Origin of the sequence: Actinomadura sp. NPDC023710, assembly GCF_040639875.1 — a bacterium.
Lineage (GTDB): Bacteria > Actinomycetota > Actinomycetes > Streptosporangiales > Streptosporangiaceae > Spirillospora > Spirillospora citrea.
The window spans coordinates 138965-161931 of record NZ_JBFAGB010000020.1; the positions used below are offsets into that span (position 1 = coordinate 138965).

Genomic DNA, 22967 nt, shown 5'->3' on the forward strand with positions numbered 1-22967 from the left:
ACTGTGCCGGGCACGTCAGGCTGAAACCCGATTCCAGATCCGGGAAACGCGCGATGCTCGAGACATCGTCAAGGCGATAGTGAACCTGACGAGGCGCCGGCCGCCTGTCCCGCCACTCCGTCCAGGTAAGGCTCCAGAACCGACCTCACCTGCGGCGGCATCTCCTTCTTGGCCTTGGACGCCGGGTCGATGAACACGTGCCGCACCTCCCCGTCGGCGATGAGCCGCCCATCCACCCGGAACACCGGCCGCACGATCATGCTCGTCGTCCCCAGATGCGCCACCGGCATCGACACCTCCAGCAGCTCGTCGAACCGCGCGCCCTCCCGGAACCGGATCCGAGCCTCGGCCACCACCAGGTCGTAGCCCTGCTCCACCATCTGCGCGTAGTCGCCGAACAGCGCCCGCCACATCTCCGTCAACGCCACGTCGTAGAAGAACAGGTAGTGGCCGTTGAACACCACGCCCTGCTGATCGCACTCGCTGTACCGAACCCGCAACCGATGCGCGAAGATCTCACCCATACCCGGCATTGTGCACGCCGCCGGGTGCACCCGGGCCCCGCCGCCGCAGCACCAGCCACCGGCCGCCCAGCCCCACGGCGAACATCGCCGCCCCCGCCAGCACCGACGTCCACGGCAACGCCGCCACCAGGACCACGCACCCCGCGGCGCCGAGCACGTTGAGCGCCCGCGGCCGGCGGCGATCGGCCGCCGGCTGGGTGAACGCGCACACGTTGGCGACCGCGTAGTACACCAGGACACCGAACGAGGAGAACCCGATCACCCCGCGCAGGTCCGCCGCCGCCACCAGCGCGCACACCGCGACCGCCACGGCGACCTCGGCATGGTGCGGCACCCGGTACCGGGGATGCACGGCCGCCAGCCACCCCGGCAGGTCGCGGTGCCGCGCCATGGCCAGCGCCGTGCGGCCGATCCCCGCGATCAGCGCCAGCAGCGCGCCCAGCGACGCCACCGCCGCGCCCGCCCGCACCACCGGCGCCAGCGCCCCGGCCCCCGCCGCCTCGACCGCGGCCGCCAGCGGCGCCGCCGCGGCCGCCAGAACGTCCGGCCCCGCCGCCAGCAGCGCCGCCGCCCCCACCACCAGGTACACCGCCACCGCGATGAACAGCGCCACCGGGATCGCCCGGGGGATCGTGCGGGCCGGGTCCCGCACCTCCTCGCCCATCGTCGCGATGCGGGCATAGCCCGCGAAGGCGAAGAACAGCAGCCCCGCGGCCTGCAGCACGCCGTGGACGCCGCCCTCGCCCACCGCCGTCCACCCGCCCAGGCGCGCCGCGCTCGCCTGCCCGCCCGCCGCGATCCCCGCCACCACGACGGCCAGCACCGCCAAGCCGGCGACCACCAGCACCCGCGTGAGCAGGGCCGTCCTGGTCACCCCGCGATAGTTCAGCGACGCCAGCGCCACCACGGCCGCCGCCGCGACCGCGCGGCGGACCCACCCCGGGCCGGGCACCGCGTAGGAGGCGAACGTGAGCGCCATGGCGGCGCACGAGGCGGTCTTGCCCACCACGAAGCCCCAGCCCGCCGCGAACCCCCACCACGGGCCCAGGCGCTCGCGGCCGTACACGTAGGTGCCGCCCGACATCGGATACACCGCCGCGAGCTGCGCCGAGGCGACCGCGTTGCAGTACGCGACCACCGCCGCGACCACCAGCCCCACCAGCAGGCCCGTGCCCGCCACCCGCGCCGCGGGCCCGAACACGGCGAACACCCCCGCCCCGACCATCGACCCGAGGCCGATCAGCACCGCGTCCCCGGTGCCCAGCCGCCGCGCCAGGCGGTCGCCCCCGGCGGACGGCCCGCCCGGTCCGGGCCCGGCCGATCCGGACGCCGCCGTCTCGGCCCGGCCCCGGTTCCGGCGCCGGAACGCCATCGCCCACCCCCGTCTATTCCATCAAGCTCATTTGATGTATCGTCCGGGCATGGCGTCACCGAGTCAAGCCGCCCCGGCGTTCGTGCGGCTGGCCGCCCACCCGCTGCGCTGGCGGCTGCTGACCGCCCTCGCCGACGGCGACCTGCGCGTCCGCGAGCTCACCGACATCGCCGCCGCGCCGCAGAACCTGGTCTCCTACCACCTGCGGCTGCTGCGCGACGGCGGCCTGGTCACCGCCGCCCGCAGCAGCCACGACGGCCGCGACAGCTACTACCGCCTGGACCTGGACCGCTGCGCCCACGCCCTCGCCGGCGCCGGCGCCGCCCTGCACCCCGCGCTGCGGTGCGCCCCCGCACCACCGCGTTTCCCTGACGGCCCGCACCACCAGGCGCCCCCGGCGGTGCTGTTCGTGTGCACGGGCAACAGCGCGCGCTCACCCATCGCCGAGGCCCTCCTGAGCCACCACACCGGCGGCCATGTCGCCGCGGCCAGCGCCGGCACCCGCCCCAGACCCGAGATGCACCCCGGCGCCGTCCAGGTCCTGCGCGAGCGGTACGGCATCGACATCTCCGCGCAGCGGCCCCGCCGCCTGGACGCCCTGCGCCGCCGCTTCGACCGCGTCATCACCCTGTGCGACAGGGCCCGCGAAGCCTGCCCCGACTTCGGCGACCACGCGCGGCACGCCCACTGGAGCACTCCCGACCCGGCCGCCGCGGCGCCGGACGGGCTCGCGGCCTTCCGCCGGGCGGCGGCCGACCTCGACGCGCGCGTCCACCACCTGCTGCCCCTCCTCGCCCAGACACCACCACCAACGCGGATGACGGAGGAACACCCATGACGGAACCCGAGAAGTACGCAGGCGTCCGCTACCTCGTCGACGACGTCCAGGCCGCCGTCGACTTCTACACCACCCACCTCGGCTTCGCCCTCAACCGCGACGCGGCGCCCGCGTTCGCCGACGTCGTGCGCGGCCCGCTGCGCCTCCTGCTGTCGGGACCGGCCAGCTCCGGCGCCCGCGCCACACCCGCGGACGCCGCCGTCGCCGGAGGCAACCGCATCCACCTGCTCGTCGACGACCTGGACGCCGAGATCTCCCGGCTGCGCGCCGCGGGCCTGACCTTCCGCAGCGACCTGGTCACCGGGCCCGGCGGCCGCCAGATCCTGCTCGCCGACCCCGCCGGGAACCTGGTCGAACTGTTCCAGCCCGCATAAGCGACGCTTCTGGAAGGTAGAAGAAGCATCTCTTGGACTTCTCGTCCCAGGGCGCCCACGATGGGAGGTGACAGCACACGCAACCTGGGGGGGAACCATGACGGAGTACGAGAAGGCCATGCGGCCGGAGGACATCACCCGCCTGTTCGTCGAACGCTCCAACGCCGGCGACGCGGCCGGAGTCGCCGCCCTCTACGAGGAGAACGCGGTGTTGGCCTACCCGCCCGGCTCCCAGACCGTCGGACGCCAGGCCATCCGCGAACTGTGGGAGAAGGTCCTGGACGCGCGCCCCCGCTTCACCCCCGAGGAGCCGCTGCCCACCCTGATCAGCGGCGACCTCGCCCTGACCTCCACCCCGCCCAAGGACGGGGCGGGGGCCCGCGCGCAGGTCGTCCGCCGCCAGCCCGACGGCAGCTGGCTGCGCGTCCTGGACCAGCCCGAGTTCGTCACGCCCCCCGCAACCGGCGCCTAGGACCCCGCCCAGATCGGATAGTCGACGTACCCGCGCGCCCCGCCGCCGTAGTGGGTGCTCTCGTCCTCGCGCGCCACGGCATGGCCCAGCGCGAACCGGGCGACCAGATCGGGATTGGCGATGAACGGCCGCCCGAACGACACCGCGTCGGCGATCCCCGCCTCGACCACCGCGTTCCCCGACTCCCGCCCGAACCCGTGATTGGCGACCAGGGCACCGTCGAACAGTTTGCGGTAGCGGGCGAACTCGTCGAAGTCCGGCACCGCGTCCGGCCCGGTCAGGGCTCTCCCGCGCAGGTGAAGGTAGGCCAGGGGACGGGTGCCGAGCTCCGCCACCAGGGCGTCGTAGGCGGCGAGCGTCGCCTCGTCGGCGGTGTAGGGGTAGTCGGCGCGGCGCGCCCCGGGCGAGGTGTCGTGCACCGTCCAGTGCGGCGACAGCCGCACCCCGGCGCGGCGCCCGTCCCACGCCGCCGTCACCGCGTCCACGATCTCCAGGAGCAGGCGGCCCCGGTCGGTGCCGTAGGCGTCGGTGCGGCGGTTCAGGCGCGGGTTGAGGAACTGCGCGATCAGGAACGTGCCGTTCGCGGCGACCTCCACCCCGTCGAACCCCGCCCGGCGCGCCCGCGCGGACGCCGCGCCGTACTCGGCGACCGTCTCCTCGATCTGCGCGCGTGTCATCTCCCGGGGCGTGACCGTCGCCTTGGGGCCCTCCGCCGTCCAGCACACCTCGCCCGGATCGACCGCCGACGGCCCCGCGGGCCGTGCTCCGCCCCGGTGGTCGGGATGGGAGTGGGCGCCGGTGTGCCACAACTGCAGCACGATGCGCCCGCCCAGCGCGTGGACGAGATCGGTGACGCGGCGCCAGCCCCGCACCTGCCGCTCGCCGTAGACGCCGGGGACGCCGGGGAACCCGATCGCCCGCTCACCGACCCACGCCCCCTCGGCGACGATCAGCCCGGCCGCGGCGCGCTGCCCGTAGTAGGCGGCGTGCAGCTCCGTCGGCTCCAGGCCGGGACCGGACGCGCGCGACCGCGTCAACGGGGCCATCACCACCCGGTTGGGCAGCTCCAGGTCCCCGAGCGCCACCGGCCGCAGCAGCGGCGAACCGCCCGGCTCGCTACCCTCGTCATGTCGGATCATCTGTCTTCCTGCCGTCGTCGTCTCTCGGATGCCACGAAGCAGACGCAACGCGGCACGGAAAGGTGACCGATGCACGACCAACTCGCCGAACGCTTCGAGGCGCACCGCCCCAACCTGCGCGCGGTCGCCTACCGGATGCTCGGCGACCCCGGCGAGACCGACGACGCCGTCCAGGAGGCGTGGCTGCGGCTCGACCGCACCGGCCCCACCGGAATCGACGACCTGGAGGCGTGGCTGCGCACCGTCGTGGCCCGCATCTGCCTCGACATGCTCCGCGCCCGCACCTCCCGGCGCGAGGAACCCTACGGATGGCACTCACCCGTCCAGCCCGACGACGGCGACCCCGAGACCGAGACCGTCCTCATCGAGTCCGTCGGCCGCGCCATGCTCGTCGTGCTGGCCACCCTCGGACCCGCCGAACGCGTCGCCTTCGTCCTGCACGACGTGTTCGCCGTCCCGTTCGACCAGATCGCCCCCATCGTCGAGCGCACCCCGGCCGCCGCCAAGAAACTCGCCAGCCGCGCCCGCCACCGCGTCCGCGGCGCCGCCGCCCCACCGGAACCCGAACTCGCCGAACAGCGCCGCGTCGTCGAGGCGTTCCTCGCCGCCGCCCGCAGCGGCGACCTCGACGCCCTCCTCGGCGTGCTGGCCCCCGACGTCGTCCGCCGCGCCGACCGCGCCGCCCTCACCCCCGGCCGCCCCGCCGTCCTGCGCGGCGCCGACTCCGTCGCCCGCGAGATGCAGCTGTTCGGCCGCCGCGCCCGATACGCCGGACCCGCCCTCATCGACGGGACGATCGGCGCCGTCGTCGCCCCGCACGGCCGCCTCCTGCTCGCCCTCGCCATCACCGTCCGCGACGGCCGCGTCACCGGCTACGAGATGATCGCCGACCCCGCCCGCCTCACCGCCCTCGACCTCGCCGTCCCCTGACCGATTCCTACAAGACCGCACCGCCCCAACCGTCCTACGTTGGCCCTATGAGCAGCGAACTCTCCGAACTGACCAACGTGGGACCGGCCGTCGCCGCCTACTTCGGCCGCATCGGCATCACCGCCGTCGCCCAACTCGAAGGCCAGGACCCCGTCGAGCTGTACGAGCGGATGTCGGCCGCCTGCGGTCGCCGCCTCGACCCCTGCCTGCTCGACACCGTCATGTCCGCCGTCGACCAGGCCGACGGAAAGCCCGCCCGCCACTGGTGGCACTACACCCCCGAACGCAAACGCCTCCTCGCCGGCACCCGCCCCTGATTCCCCACCGTGCCCGCACGGACCCGAAGCCTCTGACTACGCGGCCTTCGGGTGAGCGGTTCCGTGGCATCCGGCCACGGAGCCTCCACGAAAACCCGTTGGCGGACCACGGCGGCCGCTGCTACCTTTCCGGAAGCCGTGCCAGAGGACGAGGAGGTGGTACCCGTGAACATTGCGACATGGGTGCTCCCCTCCGGGGTCACGGTCGGACGGTAGGTCGTCCGGGAGCGCCGTTCACGAGCACTCCCGAAAGGCACGACCATGCACTTCACCTCCGAGCGGCGCCTCGACGACGGCGTCCTCGAACGCGAATTCACCCTCGGCGAGATCCCCGGCATCCTGTGGACGCCCGGATCCGCATCCTCATCCGCGCCGGCCCCGCTGATCCTGATCGGCCACCCCGGCGGACTGCACAGGATGCGCCCCCGACTGGCGGCCCGAGCCCGGCACTCCGCGGCGGACGGCTTCGCCGCGGCCACCATCGAGCTCCCCGGAAGCGGTGACCGGCCCCGCTCGGCCGCCGCCGAGCAGGCCCGCGCCGACCTGCACCGGGCGCTGGAGGCCGGCGAGCCGGTCGGCGAGGAGATCGTCGACCGGCTCGTCCTCCCGCTGGTCGACAAGGCGGTCCCGGAATGGCGGACCACCCTGGACGCCCTCCTCTCGCTGCCCGAGATCGACGGCCCGGTCGGATACTCGGGGGGAGTGATCTCCATCGGCGTCCGGCTGGCGGTGGTCGAGCCGCGCATCTCGGCCGCCGTTCTGTTCGCCGGGAGTTTCGTGCCCCGCACCATCTTCGAGGAGGCCCGCCAGGTCACCATTCCGCTGCACGTCCTGCTGCAGTGGGACGACGAAGGCAACGACCGGCAAGCCGCCCTGGACCTGTTCGACGCCTTCGGCGCCAAGGAGAAGACACTGCACGCCAACATGGGCGGGCACACCGGCGTCCCGCAGTTCGCGGGGGACGCCGCGGCCCAGTTCTTCACCCGGCATCTGAGATAGCCGCCGGCCGCCGGCCTGCAGCACGGTAGGCGGTGCCGGCCGGGCGCACCGGCCGTCGTCGGTACGCCCGGCCGGGGCGGCGGCGACCACTCCGAAGGGTTCGCCCCTGCGGCACCACCTGACGCGATGACACCGGCGGGAGGTCAGCGCCCGGTCGCGCCGTCGATCTGTTCGCGGAGGATGTCGGCGTGGCCCGCGTGGCGGCCGGTCTCCTCGATCATGTGGGTCAGTGCCCAGCGGACGCTGGGGGCGGTGCGCCCCGGCCGCGGTCGGGGAACGGGCGCGCCGAGGTCGGTGCACCCGTCGAGCACTTCGTTCGCGCGCTCGACCGCCTCCCGGTAGCGGGCCACGATGTCGGCCACGCCGTCGGCCGGCGCGGCCTGGAACGTCGCCTGCCAGTCGGTGACGTCCTCCCCGAGGAACATCGAGCGTTCGACGAAGGTCAGGTGGTGGAGCAGGCCGAGCAGGTTCGTGCCCGAGGGCACCGCGGCCGCCCGCACCTGCGGCTCGGGCGCACCCTCGACCTTCGCGGCGATCGAGGTCCGCAGGTAGTCGAGGAACCCGCGCAGGGTCCCGGCCTCGTCGCCGCCGGTGCGCGGCGGCGGGGTGTCGCCGCGGCGGGCGCGGCGCGTGGTGCTGGGCACAGTGATCTCCTCTTCGCGGGACCGGCGCCGACCGCCGGGCCGCAGCGCGTCGTCGGCGGCAGGCCTGTGATGGCTCTGCGGCCAGTCTTGGCAGGCGCGCCGCGACTCGGCACGAAATCTTGCGGTTCCGGCAAAGAGGGACCTGGATCCGCCCGGAAGGTGGCGGAGCGGCGAGGGCGTGGAATCACAGGCGTCCGCCCAGGGGAGTGCGGTGCGCGCGGACCGTCCGGTGGCTGATCCGCCAGCCGTGCGGGGTGCGGACGACGGTGTCCTCGTAGGTCACGCTGCCGACGGTGCCGTCCGCGTTGACGCCGAGCCCCTTGGAACGCGCGTGCACCCGGTCGCCGGCGGCCTCGGTGAGGACGATGTTGGTGACGTGATGCCCGACGGGGTTGAGTTCGCCCACCGCACGCGCGGCGGCGGCGCATGCGGCAACGCCGAGCAGGGGCTCCTGCCCGAAGTCGGTGACGTCGTAGACGACGTCGGGGGTGAACAGCTCCTCCAGCCGGTCCAGCTCCCCGCTGTCGCACAGGTGGCCGTGCATGGAGATCAGCTCGGTGATCTCGGTGCGGTCGTCGGCGGTGAACGCCATGGCTCCTCCTCGGGTCCGTCCGGAGGCATTAAACGGGGAGGTCCCCGTTTAATGCCTCGCTAGACTAACCGGGGACGTCCCCGTTCGACAACCAGGGAGCCGCGATGACCGCCGCCGCCGGCCGGGCGCGCCGTGCCGACGCCGAGCGCAACGCGCGGCTGCTCGTCGCGGCCGCCAGGGAGCTGTTCGACGAGCGGGGCCCGGGCGCCCCCCTGGACGAGATCGCCAAGCGCGCGGGCGTCGGCAACGCGACCCTCTACCGGCACTATCCGACCCGCGACGACCTGCTCGCCGCCGTCTACGCCGACGAGGTCGCCGCCCTGTGCGACCGGGGCGCCGCCCTGCCGGCCGAGGCCGGCGCAGGCGAGGCGCTCCACGCCTGGCTGGAGGCCTTCGCCGTCCAGGTCGCGACCGGACGGGCTCCGGCCTTCGCCGGCGCGGGCGACGACGACGCGCGGCGCACCGAGCTGTTCGCGCGCTGGCACGCCGCGCTGACCTCCACGGCGGAGACGCTCCTCGCGCGAGCGCAGCGGGCGGGCGACGTCCGCGGCGACATCACCGTGGCCGAGGTGCTGACACTGGCCCACGCCATCGCCACCTCCTGCACCGACCCCGGCCAGGTCCGCCGCCTGCTCACGATCGTCCGGCACGGCCTGACCTGACCGGCGGCACCCGGCGTCCCTCGGCCAGTTCGAGGCGGGCGCCGGTGAACGCGGCGCGCAGGCGCCGGTCGTGCGTGACCACCACCAGCGCGCCCTGGTAGGAGGCCAGCGCCTCTTCCAGTTGCTCCGTGAGCATCGGCGACAGGTGGTTGGTCGGCTCGTCGAGCAGAAGCAGGTCCCGGGGCTCGCCCACCAGCCGCGCCAGCTCGACCCGGCGCCGCTGCCCATGGGACAGCTCCCCGAGGCGCAGCCCCAGGTCGGACGGCCGGAACAGGCCCAGGGCGAGCAGGGCGTCCGCGTGCTCGTCGGGGCTTCCCGGACGTCCGTGCGCGTAGGCCTGCAGCACGGTGCGGTGCCCCGCGCCGGTCGGCCCGTCCTGCCGGAAGAACCCGACCCGGCCGGCCCGCCGCACCTCGCCCGCGTCCGGGCGCAGTTCTCCGGCGAGGACCCGCATCAGGGTCGTCTTGCCCGCTCCGTTCGGGCCGGTGACGAGCAGCCGCTCACCGGCGTGGACGGTCAGGGACTCCAGGCGGAGCCGCCCCGGCACCACCACGCCGTCGAGCGCGGCCACCTCGTCCCCGGCGGCGCCCCCGGTGGCGGGGACGGCGGTGAAGCGCAGCGGCTCCGGGGGCGGCGCGACGGGGTGATCGTTGAGCCGGCGCAGCCGTTGCCGGGACTGCCGGATGCGCCCGGCGGCACCGTGGGTGCGCGAGCGCGCCCGCCAAGCGCCGGTGCCCATGCCCGCCTTGACCGTCCTGCGCGGGATCGTGGCGAGCCGGCCCGCGTTGGCGGCCACCAGCGCGGCATGCCGGTCCAGCTCCGTCCTCCACTCCTCGTGGGCCCGCGCCTGCGCGGCGCGTTCGGCGGCCTTGGCGGCGAGGTAACCGGCGTACCCGTCGCCGTAGCGGCGCACGTGCCCGCCCTCCACCTCGACCACGGCGGTGGTCACCCGCTCAAGGAACATCCGGTCGTGCGTGATCGCCACGACCGTGCCCCGATGGGCGCGCAGGCGCTGTTCGAGCCAGGCCGTGGCCTGATCGTCCAGGTCGTTGGTCGGCTCGTCGAGCAGCAGCAGCTCGGGGGCGGAGGCCAGCGTGGCGGCCAGGGCCAGCCTGGAGAGCTCTCCGCCGGAGAGCGTGTCCAGCGGGCGGCCCCGGTCGAGCCCCGGAAGCCCGAGCCCGTGCAGCGCGACGTCCACACGAAGGTCGGCCTCGTATCCGCCCCGCGCCTCGAACTCCGCCACCACCTCGGCATAGGCGTCCAGGCCCGGGGGCTCCTGCGCGTCCGTCGCGCCGAGCGAGCGTTCGGCGGCCCGCATCCGGGCCTCGAGGTCGCGCAGGTCGGCCAGTGCCAGGTCGACGGCGTCGGCGACGGTGGCCGCCGGCGGCAGCGCCAGCGACTGCGGCAGGTACCCGACTCCGCCGGGCGCGACGGCCACGCGTTCGCCGTTGTCCGGACGCTCGACGCCCGCCATGAGCTTGAGCAGCGTGGACTTCCCGGAGCCGTTGTCGCCGATCACTCCGAGCCGCTCGCCGGGCCTGACGGTGAGCGAGACCCGGTCCAGGACGACGCGGGTACCGTAGCGCTTGGTGATCTGGTCGAGTGCCAGTTGGGCAGGGGCGCGCAGAGCGCCACCTCCTTCCAGTCGGTGCGGACGGCGTTCAGGGTCAGCCCGGGGCCTTACGGCTGAGCTGCTCCCAGGCCCGGTACTCCTCGGTGCGCGCCCGGTCCATCTGCTGGACCATGTCGTAGGAGGCGGCGCCGACGATCAGCCGCAGGGGCGGCTCGTCCAGGTCGGCGAGCTCCATGACCACGGGGGCCGCGGTGCTCGGATCGGGTCCGGCGTCCTCGCCCCACATCTCGGCCAGCCGGACGCGCAGCGGCTCGTACTCCGGGAGCGGCGGGGTCACCGTGGTGCCGCGCGTGAACAGGTCCGTGCCGTACCCGCCGGGCTGCACGATCGTCACCTTGACCCCGAACGGCGCCACCTCCATCGCCAGCGCCTGGCTCAGCGAGTCGAGCGCGCTCTTGCTCGCCGCGTAGAACCCGGCGGACGCGACCCCGCCGCCGGTCCCCATCGTGGTGACCTGCAGGATGTGGCCGGAGCCCTGCGTGCGCAGGTGCGGCACCACGGCCTGGGCCACCCAGACCGCGCCGAAGAAGTTGACGTCGAACTGGGCGCGGATCTGCTCCTCGGTCGCCTCCTCCACCATGCCGAGCAGCATGGCCCCGGCGTTGTTGACCACGACGTCCAGCCGCCCGAACGTCGCCGCCGCACGGTCCACCACCGTCCGCACGGCGGCGCGGTCGCGGACGTCCAGCGTCAGCCGTGCGAGGCGGTCGGGGTGGCCGGCGGCCAGGTCGTCGAGCGGGGTGAGGTCGCGCGCGGCGGCCACGACGCGGTCCCCGGCGGCGAGCGCCGCCTCGGCGAACGCCCTGCCCAAGCCCCTCGACGCACCGGTGATGAACCAGACCCGGGCGGTCGTCATGCACGCTCCTCGCTCCTCGGAGACGAGACGGTCCGTCTCGTATGCCACGAGTATGGGGATGTGCAGCCCCTAAGTCAAGACGGACCGTCTCGTCTCGTTGGAGGTATACTCCCGGCCGTGTCCAGCACCAGAAAACCGAACCCCGCGCGGCGCAGCGAGCGATCCCGAAAGGCCGTCCTGGCCGCCGCGCGCGAACTGGTCTCCGAACTCGGGTACGCCAGGGTCACGATCGAGGCGATCGCCGCGCGGGCGGGAGTCGGCAAGCAGACCATCTACCGCTGGTGGCCGTCCAAGGGCGCGGTGATCTTCGACTCGTTCCTGGCGCTCAGCGAGGGGGAGGAGGGCGTCCGGCTCCCCGACACCGGCGACATCGAGGCCGACCTCAGGACCGTCATGCGGGCGACGGTCGCCGAGTTCGCCGACCCGGCGTTCGAGGCGCCCCTCAGGGCGCTCAACACCCAGATCATCGATGACCCCGACCTGGCCGCCCTGTACCGCGAGAAACTGGCCGGCCCCCTCGACCAGGCCAAGAAGGAACGGCTGCGCAGCGCCCAGCGGGCGGGCCAGTTGCGCGCGGACGCCGACCTCGACCTGGTGCTGGAGGTGCTGTACGCCCCGCTCTACCAGCGCTGGCTGCACCGCTCCGGCCCGCTCATCCCCGAGTACGCCGACGCGCTCGTGGACGTCACCCTCCGCGCCTTCGCCCCCTGACCCGCGTCAGAGAGGCCGCAGGTCTGGTCCGGTGTTCCCGGCCGGCCGCCGCGCCCCCACGGGGCGACCGGAGTCCGCGGTGATCATGGCGAGGCTCACCCTGTGATCGAGCAGGTGCGTCAGGGGTGCTGCTCCTTGTGGGGGTGGGTGGGCGTGGGGTGGTCCTGGGTGGCGGCCCAGGTGGCCAGCAGGCGGAGGTTGTCGGCGCTGGGGGTGTCGGGGGCGGCGGTGTAGATGAGGAGGGTGAGCGCCGGGTCGGAGGTCAGCGTCATGGCCTCGAAGTGGAGTTCCAGGTCGCCGACGGCGGGGTGGTGGAGCCTTTTGACGCCGGCGCGGTGGTGGCGGACGTTGTGGTCGGCCCAGCGCTTGCGGAAGACCTCGCTGCGGGTGGACAACTCGCCGATCAGGTCGGTGAGGTTGCGGTCGTGGGGGTTGCGGCCGGCTTCGGCGCGGAGCATCGCGGCGACGTCGTCGGCGGCCTTGTCCCAGTCGGTGAAGAAGTCCCTGGCGGCGGGGTCGAGGTAGATGAAGCGGGCGGTGTTGGCCGGCCGGCGCGGGTCGGCCAGGATCGGCGCGTACAGGGCGCGCGCGAGGCGGTTGGTGGCCAGGACGTCGTGGCGGTCGTTGCGGATCCAGGCGGGTGCGTCGCTGATCGCGTCCAGCATGTGCTGCAGGGCCGGCGGCGGGGGCTTGGTCGGGCTCCTGCGGCGGGTGGCGGGAGCGGGGCCGGTGGCCCGGCGCGCGAGCTCGAACAGGTGCTCGCGCTCGGCGTCGTCGAGTTGGAGGGCGCGGGCGACGCCGTGCAGGACGCCGTCGGAGGCGCCGGACAGGTTGCCGCGCTCCAGACGGACGTAGTAGTCGACCGAGACCCCTGCGAGCAGGGCGACCTCCTCGCGGCGCAGTCCCTTGACCCGCCGGTTGCCGCCGTAGGCGGGCAGCCCGGCCTGCTCGGGGGTGATGCGGGCCCGGCGGGAGGCGAGGAACTCCTTGATCTCGGTGCGGTCGTCCATGCCCTTCTCGTCCATGCCCTTCACGGTATGCGGGCGTCGGCCGACGCAGCAGGTACTGGCATTACCTGGAACGACAGGCACTGCCGGGGCCCGGCAAAAGAACGTTTGCTGGGGATGGGTCGCTTTGACGACCTGCCCCGCTCGGACCGTGATTCCTCTGGGTAGGGGTTCTGACCGGCGTTGACGTAAGGAAGTTGGATATGCGAGCAGTGTTCATGTACGGGGCCGGGGACGTGCGGGTCGACACCGTGCCCGATCCGGTCCTGTCCGAGCCGACCGACGCGCTGGTGCGGGTGGTGACGGCCTGCATCTGCGGGTCGGACCTGCACCCCTACCACTCGATGCCCGCCGGCCAGGCGTCCCCCATGGGCCACGAGTTCATCGGCGTGGTGGAGGAGGCCGGCTCGCAGGTGTCCACGGTGAAGCGGGGCGATCTGGTGATCGCGCCGTTCGCCTGGTCGGACGGCACCTGCGAGTTCTGCCGCGAAGGCCTGCAGACCTCCTGCCTGCACGGCGGTTTCTGGGCCAGGGAGGGGATCGGCGGCGGCCAGGCCGAGGCCGTCCGGGTGCCGCTGGCCGACGGGACGCTGGTGAAAGCCCCGGTCGGTGAGGATTCGGAGCTGCTGCCGGACCTGCTGACGCTGTCGGATGTGTACGGGACGGGCTGGCACGCCGCCAAGCGCGCGGGCGTCGGCCAGGGCGATTCGGTCGTGGTGATCGGCGACGGCGCGGTCGGGCTGCTGGCGGTGCTGTCGGCCCGGCGGTCGGGCGCCGAGCAGATCGTGCTGATGGGGCGGCACAAGGACCGCACCGACCTGGGCCGCGAGTTCGGCGCGACCGACGTGGTCGCCGAGCGCGGCGCCGAGGGCATCGCCAAGGTCCGCGAGCTGACCGGGGGGCACGGCGCCCGCAAGGTGCTGGAGGCCGTCGGCCACATGCCCGCCTACACCCAGGCGGTCGGCGTGGTCCGGCCCGGCGGGGTGATCTCCCGGGTGGGAGCGCCGCAGTACGAGGAGGCGCCGGTCGGGTTCGCGAGCCTGTTCGGCCCGAACGTCACCCTGACCGGCGGGCCGGCACCGGCCCGCGCCTACATCGAGGAGCTGATGCCGGCGGTGCTGGACGGCTCGGTGCGGCCGGGCAAGGTCTTCGACCGCACCGTCGACCTGGACGGCGCCCCCGACGGCTACCGGGCCATGGACCGCCGCGAGGCGCTGAAGGTCCTCGTCCGGCCGTAGTGGGGCCGAGGCCCGGATCGACCTGTAGACGACCGTGCTGGGAGGCGCGAACGATGATCTTGACCTTGAACAACGGCGTCTCGATGCCCGCTCTCGGGTTCGGGGTGTACCAGACGCCGCCCGACGCCACCACCGAGGCGGTGCAGACCGCCCTGGAGACCGGGTACCGGCTGATCGACACCGCCGCCGCCTACGGCAACGAGCGTGAGGTCGGCGAGGCGATCCGCCGCTCGGGCCTGGACCGGGACGAGGTGTTCGTCGAGACCAAGGTGTGGATCAGCGACTTCGGCCACGAGGAGACCCTGCACGCCTTCGACAAGAGCTCGGGCAAGCTCGGCGTCGACCGCATCGACCTGTTCATCCTCCACCAGCCGCTGCCGACCCGCTTCGACCTGACCCGGGGCGCCTACCGGGCGCTGGAGACGCTGCTGTCGGACGGGCGCGTCCGCGCCATCGGCGTCAGCAACTTCATGCCCGAGCACCTGGACGCCCTGATGAAGGAGGCGGGCGTGGTGCCCGCGGTGAACCAGGTGGAGGTGCACCCCTACTTCACCCAGCCCGAGGTGCAGGCCGCCGACGCCGGCCGGGGGATCGTGACCCAGGCGTGGTCGCCGATCGGCGGGATCACCAGCTACCGGGGCACCGGCGCCGCGACCAGCACCTTCGACGACCCGGTGATCGTCGGGATCGCCGACGCCCACGGCAGGACCCCCGCCCAGGTCATGCTCCGCTGGCACCTGCAGGAAGGACGCTCGGCCATCCCGAAATCGGTGCGGCCCGAACGCATCGCCGAGAACTTCGGGGTGTTCGACTTCGACCTCACCGACGCCGAACGCGCGGCCCTGGACGCCCTCGACACCGGCATCCGCCACGGCCCCGACCCCCGGGACATCACCTTGGAGGCCTACGGCAGCCCCATCCCCGAGGCCTGATGGCACCGCCGATCCCGACGAGGAGGACCATGGAGATTCTCAAGCGGCAGCCCACCAGCAAGGCCCCGGCCGAGTGGTTCACCGGAGACGTGTGGTGGGACGTGATCTACGCCGGGCAGGAGCCGTCAAGGATGCGCGCCAACCTGGTGCGGTTCTCGCCCTGCGCCCGCACCGACTGGCACTCGCACGCGATGGGCCAGACCCTGCACATCGTGTCGGGCGTCGCCCTGATCCAGTCGCGCGGCGGCCAGATCATCGAGGCCCGTCCCGGCGACACCGTCCACACCCCGGCTGGTGAGGAGCACTGGCACGGCGCCACCCCGGACGCCTTCATGGAGCACCTGGCCTTGTGGGAGGGGCCCGGACCGGACGGCGGGCCCGAGACGGTGTGGGGCGAGAAGGTCACCGACGCCGAGTACCAGGGGCCACGTACCCCGGCGACCTAGCGGACACCGGGACGGACATCCGGCCGGCTACGGCTCGGGAGCGCTGAAGGGAGGAGAGGGCGGGAAATGGAGATGACCGCGACCATGCCCACCACAACCGACCGCTGAGGAGAACGACGATGTCTTCGCCCGCAACGACCTGGAACGACGACGAGTTCGCCCGTATCAACAGCGCCGACGAAATGCAGATCGCCTCGCGCCGCGACGAGGGCTCGCTGAGCAGCCCGCGCACGATCTGGATGGTGGAGGTCGACGGCGACCTGTACGTCCGCTCGGTGAACGGGCCCGGATCGGTCTGGTTCCGCGCCACCCGCCAACGCCGTCAGGGACGCATCCAGGCCGGCGGCGTCACCAAGGACGTCGCCTACACCGACGTCGGCACCGGCGTCGACCCGGGCCTCAACGACCGGATCGACGCCGCCTACCGCACGAAGTACCACCGCTACTCGGCTCCGGTCGACAGCATCACCAGTCCACAGGCGGCGACCACCACGATGCGCCTCACCCCGCAGCCCGCTCAGGGGTGAGCGGCCGGACGAGCACCGAGATCAGTGAAGTGCCGGCGGGGTGCAACGTCGTACCTCGAAACCATCGGACCGGACACGCACCCGATGCCCGCTCCGGCCAGGGGCGCCTGGATCGACCGCCAGGGCGCCTGTCGGAGCCTGGTCCTACGGTGAGGCGCCATGGACGAGGAGACGTTGGTCGTTCCGGCGGTGTGGCGGCGCCGGTTGCATCCGCGGCGGGGCGGCACGCCCGGCACCGTGCTCAAGCTCGACCCCGCGGCGGGCGACGCGCTCTCCGAGAAGATCCGGGCGCGGTCGGCCGATGTCGAGGACGTGCTCGGCAACCCGCGGAGCGACCCCGGGCTCGTCGCAGCGGCCCGGCGGTACCTGAGCGGCGAGGACGACCCGCTCGGCGCCACGGTCGTCGGGCAGATCGCCGTCCGCAAGGAGTCCGGGCAGGACGAATCGCACACCCTGCTCGCGGACGCCTGGTGCGCCGAGCGCGGTGCCGCGTTCGCCGCCGCCGCGGTCGCGGGCCTCAGCAAGGCCGAGCCCACGTGGCGGTGGATCGAGCAGGGTGTGCGGCACGAGGCGTGGGTCCGGCTGCGGGACCCGCACGAGAAGTACGGCCACTGGTGGGTGATGCGCGGTGCGCTGGTCCGGATGCGGGCCGTTCTCGCCGCCGTGGACGACACCGAGTACGAGCGGGCGGTCTCGCGCCTGGCGGAGTACCGCGGCAACGTCCTGCTCCGCTCCGTCACCACCTACCTCGCGCCCACCCGGCAGGACTGGGTCGAGGAGTCGTTGGCCGAAGCCGGCGGCCCGCTGGACCACATGTACTCCTGGATGCTGTGGTGCTCCATCGCCTCCCCGGCGCAGCTGGCCCGCCTGGGCGTCCTGGGGTGGCAGGCGGGCAACGCCGAACTGGTGACCACCGCCGTGGACGGTGTGGGCGCTGCCCTCGCGCCGCCGCTGGCCCACGCCTACGACACGGCGCACAACGCCAAGGCCCGCAAGAACAGCGCCGAGGCGCTGGCGGTCCTGCCCACCGACGAGGCGTTCCAGGCCCTGGTGGACCGCGCCGACCAGGACCGTGTCAGGCCCGCGCTGGCGACGGCGATGAAACGGTTCCCCGCGAGGGCGGCACGGCTTCTGGGCGGCGCGGCGGCGGGCACCGGCAAGGCCGCCGAGGTCGCCGCCGAACTGCTGGAGGAACACCTGCTCACCCACCCCGAACTGGGCGAGGGGGGTAAGGCGGGGCCGGCGCGCGTGCCCGACGCCGCGGCGCGGGAGCTGCCCGCCTCGCTGGTGACCCCGCCCTGGAGCCGCCGGCGCCGCGAGCGCCGGGCCGTGGTGATCGACGGGCTGGTGCCGCCGGACGTCGCCGCCGTCCGCTGGAAGCGTGGCGAACGGGAGGCCTGGTCGCCGTCCGGCCGATGGTGGGACCGGGACGGCTGGGTCGGCAGGATCCTCGACCACGAGGCGGGGCGGCTGGCCTACTGGCAGACGTTGGAGCTGTTCGCCGAGGGGCCCGAGGAACTGGTGCGGCCCCTGTTCGCCGCATGGGCCGCCGGTGACCCGCCCCTCACCTGGTACAAGAAGGAGATGGCGGCCCGCTACGAACTGGACGCCGCCCCGCTGCTGACCAAGGCCGCCGCGGACGCGCCCGCCTCCGACGGCGAGGTGCTGCTCCCGTTCCTCACCCCGCGCATCGCCGCGCTCATGGCGGACTGGGCGCTGCGGCTGAAGTCGGCGCGGCCCATCGCGCACGACTGGTTCGCCCGCCACCGGATCGCCGCCGTCCCGCAGCTCATCCCCGCGGCGCTGGGCCCGGCCGGACGCGAGCGCCGCGCCGCGCAGCTCGCTCTGCTGCACATCGCCGGGAACGAGGGCGCGGAGGCGGTCGTGGAGGCCGCCCGCGTCCACGGCGACCGCGCCGCCGCCGCGATCGCGGACCTGATGACCGCCGACCCGCTCGACCTGGTCCCGCTGCGCACGCCGACGATCGGCGGCTGGGCCGACCCGGCGCTGCTGCCGCAGATCCTGACCGCCCGGCGCGACCGGGCGCTACCCTCCGATGCGACGCACAACCTGCTGCTCACGCTCGCGCTCGAACACCCCGGCGGAGCGCGCCCCGACCTCGCCGATGTCGAACGGGCCTGCGACCCCGAGTCGCTCGCCGCCTTCTCCTGGGCGGTGTTCGAGCGGTGGGAGGCCGCCGGGCACCCGGCCAGGGACGGCTGGGCGCTCACCCAGCTCGGCCTGCTCGGCGGCGACGAGGCCGCCCGCCGCCTCACCCCGCTGATCCGCGCGTGGCCCGGCCAGAGCCGCCACAGGAACGCCGCCGCCGGCCTGGACGTCCTGGCCGAGATCGGCACCGACGTCGCGCTCCTGCACCTGCACGGCATCTCCCAGAAGCTGCGGTTCACGGCCCTCAAGGAGCGCGCCCGCCAGAAGATCGACCAGATCGCCGGCGGCCTCGGGCTCACCGAGGACGAACTCGCCGACCGCCTGGTGCCCGACCTCGGGCTCGACGCCGCCGGCACCCTCGTCCTGGACTACGGCCCCCGCCGCTTCACCGTCGGCTTCGACGAGCAGCTCAGGCCCTACGTCCTGGACGACGCGGGCAGGCCGCGCAAGGCGCTGCCCAAACCGGGCGCCAAGGACGACCCCGACCTCGCCCCCGCCGCCCACAAGCGGTTCGCGGCGCTGCGCAAGGACGTGCGCGCCGTGGCCGCCGGCCAGGTGCGCAGGCTGGAGTCCGCCATGGTCCAGCGGCGCTCCTGGGCCCTGCCCGACTTCCAGCGGCTCCTGGCCGGCCACCCGCTGCTGCGCCACATCGTCCGGCGGCTGGTGTGGCTCACCGGCGACGGCACGGCCTTCCGGGTCGCCGAGGACGGCACGCTCGCCGACTCCGCCGACGACGCCCTCGCCCTGGACGGCGCCGCCCGGGTCCGCGTCGCGCACCGCCTCGACCTGGCCGGCCGGGACCTGGCCGCCTGGACGCAGGTGTTCGGCGACTACGAGATCGCGCAGCCGTTCCCGCAGCTGGACCGCCCCGTGTACGCCCTCGGCGAGGAGGAGCGCCGGACCGGCCGCCTCGCCCGGTTCGACGGCGCCACGGTCCCGCTCGGGCGGCTCCTGCGCCTGGAGCACGACGGCTGGGAGCACGACATGCCCGCCGACGCCGGCATCGTCGGCGGGATGACGCGCACCCTGCCCGGCGGCGTGTCCGCCGGGCTCGGCTTCGAGCCCGCGGTCGCGATCGGCGACCGCGACCCCGCCGAGATCGTCACGATCGGCGGCGTCCACGTGACCGGCGACCCCGATGCCGTCCAGGCCAGCGAACTGCTCGCCGAACTGACCGCGGCCACCCAGGGATGACGGCGGCACCGCCTGACCGCGGCGGGGGCTGAAATCCCGGCAAAGCTTGCGCCTGCCGCGGTGCGGGGCGCCCGGAATGCCCGCCCGGACGCCGTTAACGTGCAGGAATGCCGCAGACGCCCGGCCAGCCGCCCGGCGACACGCCCGGCGCTACGCCGGCCCATGAACCGCCCGACGCCCCCACCCCCGAGCAGGCCCCCCAACGGTCGCACCAGATGCCGCCGTGGCTGCCCAAGGCGTTCGCGCTCGCCGGCGGGAGCGTGCTGGCGTTCCTGGCGGGCCTGTGGCTGCTGGGGCGGCTGCGCGAACTGCTGCTGCTCCTGCTGATCTCGCTGTTCCTGGCCTTCGCGATCGAACCCGCGGTGAACTGGCTCGCCGCGCGCGGATGGCGCCGCGGCCTGGCGACCGCGGCGATGTTCGTCGTCGTGGGGCTGCTCATCGCAGGGTTCCTCGGCGGTATCGGGTCGCTGCTGGCGGCCCAGGTCACCAACCTGATCGGCGGGTTCCCCGGCTACGTCCGCCGGTTCGTCGGATGGGTGAACGCCACGTTCGGGACGCACCTGTCGCAGCAGACGGTCTTCCAGCGGCTCCCCACGGTCACCGGCGCGCTGTCGCGGCACCTGTCGGACCTCGCCGCGAACGTGTGGGGATTCGGCACCACCGCCCTTGGCGTCCTCTTCAACACCCTCGGCGTCCTGCTGTTCACCTTCTACCTGTCCGCCGAGGGCCCCCGGTTCCGCCGGACCGTGTGCTCCCTGCTTCCGCCGCACCGCCAGCGCGAGGTCCTGCGCGCCTGGGAGATCGCCGTCGACAAGACCGGCGGCTACATCTACTCCCGGGGACTGCTCGCCCTCATCTCCGGCGTCGCCCACTACGCCGCCATGGCCGGGCTCGGCGTCCCGTACGCGGCGGCCCTGGCACTGTGGGTGGGCGTGGTCTCCCAGTTCATCCCGGCCGTCGGCACCTACCTGGCCGGGGCCGTGCCGGTGCTCATCGCCCTGACCAGGTCACCGAGCACGGCGCTGTGGATCCTGCTGTTCATCATCGCCTACCAGCAACTGGAGAACTACCTGCTGCAACCGCGCATCACCGCCCGGACCCTGGACATGCACCCGGCGGTCGCGTTCGGGCTCATCCTGGCCGGCGCCGCCGTCGCCGGGCCCATCGGGATCCTGCTGGCGATCCCGCTCGGCGCCAGCCTCCAGGCGTTCGCCGGCGCGTACGTGCGCCGATACGAGGTGGAGGAGCATCCCCTGACCGAGCCGGACGCGCCCCCCGGGCGCTGGTGGCGGTGGCTGCGCCGCGGCTGAGGCTTTACCGGATCGGGGACGGTTCCGGAGCGGATCGTCGAGCATTGCCGTGGACGGGAGCCGCCCGCCACGGCTACCGTGCCGGGAGGAACCTTGATCATCAGGCAGCTCGGGGGCGGGAGGGAGCCGTCATGTACCGTCCCCGCACGCGCCGGCGCCGGTGGCTCGCCGGCCTCACGGCCGGAGCGCTCGCGGTGACCGGCCTCGGCGCATTGGACGCGTCCGCCGTGCAGGCCGCGCCGCACGCCGGCAAGGATCCGCGGCTGATGCGGATCCTGCGGTCGATGTCACTGCAGGAGAAGGCCGCGCAGCTGTTCGTCCTGCAGATCTACGGCAAGAGCGCCACCACCGCGGAACCGGCCGACGTCGCCGCCAACCGAAGGCTGTACGGGGTCGACAACGCCGCGCAGGTCGTCGCCCGCTACCACCCCGGCGGCTTCATCTACTACGGCGACAACGTCACCGACCCGCGGCAGCTCGCCGCGTTCTCCAACGGCATCCAGCGCGCCGCCGCGGCGCAGCCGCTGCGCGTCCCCGCCACGATCGCCATCGACCAGGAGGGCGGCATCGTCGCCCGCGTCCAGCCGCCCGCGACGCAGTCGCCCGGCAACATGGCCCTGGCCGCCGGGCGCCGCAGCGGCGACGCCCGCGCGCTCGCCCGCATCACCGGCGGCGAACTGCGCGCCATCGGCGTCAACCAGGACTACGCGCCGGACGCCGACGTCAACGTCAACCCGGCCAACCCCGTCATCGGCGTCCGGTCCTTCGGCTCCGACCCCGCCCTGGTGTCGGACATGGTGACCGCGCAGATCGGCGGCTACCGGGCCGGCGGGGTGACCCCGACCGTCAAGCACTTCCCCGGGCACGGCGACACCACCACCGACAGCCACACCGGCGTCCCGCACATCGACCACACCCGCGCCGAATGGGAACGGCTCGACCTGCCCCCGTTCCGCGCCGCGATCAAGCAGCGCGTCGACTCCATCATGACCGCGCACATCGTCGTGCCGTCGCTGGACCCCTCCGGCGACCCCGCCACCCTCTCGCGGCCCATCCTCACCGGCATCCTGCGGGACCGCCTCCACTACCGCGGCGTCGTCGTCACCGACGCCCTGGACATGCAGGGCGTCCGAGACAAGTACGGCGACGAGAACATTCCCGTCCTGGCCCTCAAGGCCGGCGTGGACGTCCTGCTGAAGCCGCCCGCCGACGCCCAGGGCAACGGCGTGTTCCCCCGCCAGCTCGCCGCGGTCGTCAACGCCGTCAAGTCCGGCGAGCTGACCGAGAAGCGCATCGACGAGTCGGTCTACCGGATCCTGGAGCTGAAGCAGCGGCGCGGCCTGTTCCGTGACCCCTACGCCGACGAGTCGAAGATCGGCCAGGTCGTCGGGACGCCCGAACACCTGGCCGCCGCGCAGCGCGCCACCGACCGCACCACGACCCTGGTCAAGAACGGCGCCGGGGTCCTGCCCCTGCGCCCCGGCGCCCGCAAGGTCCTGGTCACCGGATGGGGCGTGTCCACCACCACGTCCCTCGGCACCGAGCTCGCCCGCCGCGGCGCCACCGCGACCATCCGGCAGACCGGCCTCAGCCCCGGTCAGGCCCAGATCGACGAGGCCGTCGCCGCCGCCCGGGACCAGGACCTGGTCGTCGCCGTCACCAACCGCGCCTGGGACGTCAAGCAGGAGCCCGGCCACAACGGGCCCGGTCAGACGGAGCTCGTCAAGGCGCTCGTCGCCACCGGCAGACCGGTCGTCGTCGTCGCCGTCCGCGACCCCTACGACATCGCCTGGTTCCCCGAGACGACCACCTACCTGGCGACCTACTCCTACACGGCCGAGGCGCTGCGGTCGGCCGCCAAGGTCCTGTTCGGCGAGCTGGACCCGCGCGGGCGGCTGCCCGTCGCCGTCCCCGCCCGCGACGAGCCGGGCACCGTCCTCTACCCGTTCGGGCACGGCCTGGGCTACTGACCCGCCGGACCGGGCCGCCGCACGTGCGGCGGCCCGGTGGCGGGGCGGCGGCCGCGGCCGCCCCCGGGCCCGGGCGGTCGGAGGTGCACACGTCGGTAATCCAGTGACCGG

At 73.9% G+C, this 22967-nt stretch carries 23 protein-coding genes; 15 read left to right on the top strand and 8 right to left on the bottom strand.

Annotated features, from left to right (window positions below):
- Nucleotides 1-68: 68 nt before the first annotated feature.
- Together AB0H37_RS23640 and AB0H37_RS23645 are read right to left on the bottom strand one after the other, a co-directional pair.
- The gene (locus tag AB0H37_RS23640; protein WP_179834897.1) at nt 69-524 is read right to left on the bottom strand and encodes a thioesterase family protein; all 456 of its coding nucleotides are present in this window, start codon (nt 522-524) and stop codon (nt 69-71) included.
- Complete coding sequence (locus tag AB0H37_RS23645) at nt 517-1896, bottom strand: APC family permease (protein WP_360615154.1); 1380 nt, start codon at nt 1894-1896, stop codon at nt 517-519. Before AB0H37_RS23645 ends, AB0H37_RS23640 begins: the two co-directional genes overlap by 8 nt.
- A gap of 49 nt (nt 1897-1945) precedes the next feature.
- On the opposite strand from AB0H37_RS23645, the gene AB0H37_RS23650 reads away from it, so the two are divergent.
- The 3 genes from AB0H37_RS23650 (at nt 1946) to AB0H37_RS23660 (ending at nt 3580) form a co-directional block, all read left to right on the top strand.
- The gene (locus tag AB0H37_RS23650) at nt 1946-2734 is read left to right on the top strand and encodes an ArsR family transcriptional regulator (protein ID WP_360615156.1); all 789 of its coding nucleotides are present in this window, start codon (nt 1946-1948) and stop codon (nt 2732-2734) included.
- Nucleotides 2731-3108 carry a VOC family protein gene (locus tag AB0H37_RS23655; protein WP_360615158.1) on the top strand — a complete coding sequence of 126 codons (378 nt, stop codon included), beginning with the start codon at nt 2731-2733 and terminating at the stop codon, nt 3106-3108. The genes AB0H37_RS23650 and AB0H37_RS23655 overlap by 4 nt, the downstream gene beginning before the upstream one ends.
- A 97-nt stretch (nt 3109-3205) precedes the next feature.
- Complete coding sequence (locus tag AB0H37_RS23660) at nt 3206-3580, top strand: nuclear transport factor 2 family protein (RefSeq protein ID WP_360615160.1); 375 nt, start codon at nt 3206-3208, stop codon at nt 3578-3580.
- On the opposite strand, the gene AB0H37_RS23665 is transcribed toward AB0H37_RS23660, so the two are convergent.
- Nucleotides 3577-4719 carry an alkene reductase gene (locus AB0H37_RS23665; protein WP_360615162.1) on the bottom strand — a complete coding sequence of 381 codons (1143 nt, stop codon included), beginning with the start codon at nt 4717-4719 and terminating at the stop codon, nt 3577-3579. The genes AB0H37_RS23660 and AB0H37_RS23665 overlap by 4 nt on opposite strands.
- A gap of 69 nt (nt 4720-4788) precedes the next feature.
- On the opposite strand from AB0H37_RS23665, the gene AB0H37_RS23670 reads away from it, so the two are divergent.
- The 3 genes from AB0H37_RS23670 to AB0H37_RS23680 all read left to right on the top strand — a co-directional run bounded on the left by AB0H37_RS23670 (nt 4789) and on the right by AB0H37_RS23680 (nt 6965).
- Nucleotides 4789-5649 (top strand): sigma-70 family RNA polymerase sigma factor, encoded by an 861-nt coding sequence (locus AB0H37_RS23670; protein ID WP_360615164.1) that lies wholly within the window; start codon nt 4789-4791, stop codon nt 5647-5649.
- A gap of 47 nt (nt 5650-5696) precedes the next feature.
- Nucleotides 5697-5966 carry a helix-hairpin-helix domain-containing protein gene (locus AB0H37_RS23675; protein WP_360615165.1) on the top strand — a complete coding sequence of 90 codons (270 nt, stop codon included), beginning with the start codon at nt 5697-5699 and terminating at the stop codon, nt 5964-5966.
- Between the two features lie 261 nt (nt 5967-6227).
- Nucleotides 6228-6965: an alpha/beta hydrolase gene (locus AB0H37_RS23680; protein ID WP_360615167.1), complete on the top strand. Its 738-nt coding sequence runs from the start codon at nt 6228-6230 to the stop codon at nt 6963-6965.
- A gap of 143 nt (nt 6966-7108) precedes the next feature.
- On the opposite strand, the gene AB0H37_RS23685 is transcribed toward AB0H37_RS23680, so the two are convergent.
- Nucleotides 7109-7609 (bottom strand): DinB family protein, encoded by a 501-nt coding sequence (locus tag AB0H37_RS23685; protein WP_360615169.1) that lies wholly within the window; start codon nt 7607-7609, stop codon nt 7109-7111.
- A 184-nt stretch (nt 7610-7793) separates the two neighbouring features.
- Nucleotides 7794-8201, bottom strand: a complete 408-nt coding sequence (locus tag AB0H37_RS23690; RefSeq protein ID WP_360615171.1) for a nuclear transport factor 2 family protein — start codon at nt 8199-8201, stop codon at nt 7794-7796.
- A 104-nt stretch (nt 8202-8305) separates the two neighbouring features.
- Between AB0H37_RS23690 and AB0H37_RS23695 the strand changes: the two genes are divergently transcribed.
- Nucleotides 8306-8863 carry a TetR/AcrR family transcriptional regulator gene (locus AB0H37_RS23695; protein ID WP_179834908.1) on the top strand — a complete coding sequence of 186 codons (558 nt, stop codon included), beginning with the start codon at nt 8306-8308 and terminating at the stop codon, nt 8861-8863.
- Here the strand turns inward: AB0H37_RS23695 and AB0H37_RS23700 are convergent.
- Together AB0H37_RS23700 and AB0H37_RS23705 are read right to left on the bottom strand one after the other, a co-directional pair.
- Complete coding sequence (locus tag AB0H37_RS23700; RefSeq protein WP_360615190.1) at nt 8835-10490, bottom strand: TlrC/CarA/OleB/SrmB family ABC-F type ribosomal protection protein; 1656 nt, start codon at nt 10488-10490, stop codon at nt 8835-8837. The genes AB0H37_RS23695 and AB0H37_RS23700 overlap by 29 nt on opposite strands.
- Nucleotides 10491-10530: 40 nt before the next feature.
- Nucleotides 10531-11352 (bottom strand): SDR family NAD(P)-dependent oxidoreductase, encoded by an 822-nt coding sequence (locus AB0H37_RS23705; protein WP_360615173.1) that lies wholly within the window; start codon nt 11350-11352, stop codon nt 10531-10533.
- 117 nt (nt 11353-11469) lie between these two features.
- Here AB0H37_RS23705 and AB0H37_RS23710 point away from each other — a divergent pair, with 117 nt between their 5' ends.
- The gene (locus AB0H37_RS23710) at nt 11470-12063 is read left to right on the top strand and encodes a TetR/AcrR family transcriptional regulator (protein ID WP_360615175.1); all 594 of its coding nucleotides are present in this window, start codon (nt 11470-11472) and stop codon (nt 12061-12063) included.
- 119 nt (nt 12064-12182) lie between these two features.
- Here the strand turns inward: AB0H37_RS23710 and AB0H37_RS23715 are convergent, their stop codons facing one another.
- Nucleotides 12183-13073 (bottom strand): helix-turn-helix transcriptional regulator, encoded by an 891-nt coding sequence (locus AB0H37_RS23715; RefSeq protein WP_179838699.1) that lies wholly within the window; start codon nt 13071-13073, stop codon nt 12183-12185.
- Between the two features lie 200 nt (nt 13074-13273).
- On the opposite strand from AB0H37_RS23715, the gene AB0H37_RS23720 reads away from it, so the two are divergent.
- The 7 genes from AB0H37_RS23720 (at nt 13274) to AB0H37_RS23750 (ending at nt 22856) form a co-directional block, all read left to right on the top strand.
- Entirely contained in the window at nt 13274-14308 is a 1035-nt protein-coding gene (locus AB0H37_RS23720; protein ID WP_360615177.1) for an alcohol dehydrogenase catalytic domain-containing protein, read from the top strand.
- Between the two features lie 53 nt (nt 14309-14361).
- Nucleotides 14362-15240, top strand: a complete 879-nt coding sequence (locus AB0H37_RS23725) for an aldo/keto reductase (RefSeq protein WP_360615178.1) — start codon at nt 14362-14364, stop codon at nt 15238-15240.
- 29 nt (nt 15241-15269) lie between these two features.
- Nucleotides 15270-15686: a cupin domain-containing protein gene (locus AB0H37_RS23730; protein WP_360615180.1), complete on the top strand. Its 417-nt coding sequence runs from the start codon at nt 15270-15272 to the stop codon at nt 15684-15686.
- A 119-nt stretch (nt 15687-15805) separates the two neighbouring features.
- Nucleotides 15806-16213: a DUF2255 family protein gene (locus tag AB0H37_RS23735; RefSeq protein WP_329090801.1), complete on the top strand. Its 408-nt coding sequence runs from the start codon at nt 15806-15808 to the stop codon at nt 16211-16213.
- 159 nt (nt 16214-16372) lie between these two features.
- The gene (locus tag AB0H37_RS23740) at nt 16373-19576 is read left to right on the top strand and encodes a DUF4132 domain-containing protein (RefSeq protein WP_360615182.1); all 3204 of its coding nucleotides are present in this window, start codon (nt 16373-16375) and stop codon (nt 19574-19576) included.
- 107 nt (nt 19577-19683) lie between these two features.
- Nucleotides 19684-20886, top strand: coding sequence for an AI-2E family transporter (locus tag AB0H37_RS23745; protein ID WP_329090797.1), 1203 nt, complete (start codon nt 19684-19686; stop codon nt 20884-20886).
- Nucleotides 20887-21017: 131 nt separating this feature from the next.
- Nucleotides 21018-22856 carry a glycoside hydrolase family 3 protein gene (locus AB0H37_RS23750; RefSeq protein WP_360615184.1) on the top strand — a complete coding sequence of 613 codons (1839 nt, stop codon included), beginning with the start codon at nt 21018-21020 and terminating at the stop codon, nt 22854-22856.
- Nucleotides 22857-22967: the final 111 nt, after the last annotated feature.